1 protein-coding gene and 1 pseudogene are annotated in these 1,771 nt (G+C 60.6%); both read left to right on the forward strand.

The window, feature by feature from the left end; all coding sequences use genetic code 11:
* The first annotated feature begins 112 nt into the window (after positions 1–112).
* On the forward strand, positions 113–1,645 hold the full coding sequence (istA, locus tag JI744_RS19000) for an IS21 family transposase (RefSeq protein WP_202662757.1): 1,533 nt from the start codon (positions 113–115) through the stop codon (positions 1,643–1,645).
* Positions 1,635–1,771, forward strand: a pseudogene (locus JI744_RS19005) (ATP-binding protein); the annotation flags it as partial. The gene istA and the pseudogene JI744_RS19005, both read left to right, overlap by 11 nt.

Here is a 1,771-nt window from a genome sequence, read left to right on the forward strand (position 1 = left end):
TGTTGATTTTCACCCGGAACTGAGCCGGTTAGGCGCATAATTTTCACTGAGAACTGAGCCATGTGAACCTTCCCCCAACGCGGTGAGTGGCGGGGGCAACGGAGTGATCCACATGGGACTTTTGAACATCATCCGACGCATGCACTTGCGGCAGAAGCTGTCGATCCGCGAGATTGCGCGGCTGACGGGCGTGTCGCGTAATACCGTGACCAAGCATTTGGCGGCGAATACCATCGAGCCAAGATTTGCGACGCCGGAGCGGCCCAGCAAGCTTGACCCCTATGCCGAGAAGCTGGCAGGCTGGCTGAAGACCGAGGCCGGCAAGTTGCGCAAACAACGGCGCACAGTGAAGCAGCTGCATACCGATCTTGTGGCGCTAGGCTTCACCGGTTCCTATCCTCGAGTGGCGGCTTTTGCGCGACGGTGGAAGGCAGATCGGCAGCGCGAACAGCAGACGACGGGGCGCGGGATCTTTGTGCCGCTGCATTTTGCCCCCGGCGATGCCTTCCAGTTCGACTGGAGCGAGGACTTTGCCGTGCTGGGCGACGAGCGCACGAAGTTGCAGATGGCGCATATCAAGCTGTCGCACAGCCGTGCCTTTTTGCTTCGGGCCTACCCGTTGCAGACCCATGAGATGCTGTTTGACGCACATTGGCACGGCTTCCGTGTCTTTGGCGGCATCCCTCGCCGAGGCATCTACGACAACATGAAGACGGCGGTGGATCGTGTCGGTCGCGGCAAGGAACGACAGATCAACATGCGCTTCCTCGCCATGACGAACCACTATGTCTATGAGCCCGAGTTCTGCAATCCCGCCGCCGGGTGGGAGAAGGGTCAGGTCGAGAAGAACGTTCGGGATTCCCGCCACCAGATGTTGCAAGGAATGCCGGACTTTCCAGATATTGCCGCGCTGAACGCCTGGCTGGAAGAGCGTTGTCTGGAGTTGTGGCGCCAGACCCCGCATGGCAAACAGTCCGGCACCATCGCCGATGTCTGGGCCGAGGAACAGGCCGAGCTGATGCCATTGCCGGTCGCGTTTGATGGCTTCATCGAGTTGAGCAAGCGCGTCTCGCCAACCTGTCTGATCAGCTTTGAGCGCAATCGCTATAGCGTTCCGGCGTCATTTGCGAACCGACCAGTCAGCCTGCGGATCTATCCCGATCGGCTGGTCGTTGCGGCAGAGGGCAACATCCTGTGCGAACATGCGCGTGTAATCCAACGCAGCCATCATCTGCCGCCGAAGACGATTTACGACTGGCGGCATTATCTGGCCGTTGTGCAAAGGAAGCCCGGAGCCCTTCGCAACGGCGCGCCCTTCCTGGAATTACCGCCTGCGTTCAGACAGTTGCAGGATCACATGCTGCGCAAACCCGGCGGTGATCGCGAGATGGTCGATATCCTTGCCCTTGTCTTGCACCACGATGAGCAGGCCGTGCTGACCGCCGTGGAACTTGCCTTGGCCGAGGGCGTGCCGACCAAAACCCATGTGCTGAACCTGTTGCACCGGCTGGTCGACGGCAAGGTGATCGGCGGGCCACCACTGGATACCCCGCAGGCACTGGCCCTGCACCGTGAACCCAAGGCGAACGTCGAACGCTATGACGGCCTGCGCGCCCAGCTCGCAGGAGGCCGCCATGCGTCATGATCCAGCCGCTGGTGCCATCGTCATCATGCTCCGCAGCCTGAAGATGTATGGCATGGCCCAAGCCGTGACCGACCTGATCGAACAAGGCGCGCCCGCCTTTGAAGCTGCAATCCCGATGCTCTCCCA

Origin of the sequence: Fuscibacter oryzae (assembly GCF_016765795.1) — a bacterium.
GTDB lineage: Bacteria > Pseudomonadota > Alphaproteobacteria > Rhodobacterales > Rhodobacteraceae > Fuscibacter > Fuscibacter oryzae.

Excerpts from the sequence above, each read along its gene's own strand:
- istA (WP_202662757.1), top strand. The coding sequence starts at position 113 with ATGGGACTTTTGAACATCATCCGACGCATGCACTTGCGGCAGAAGCTG.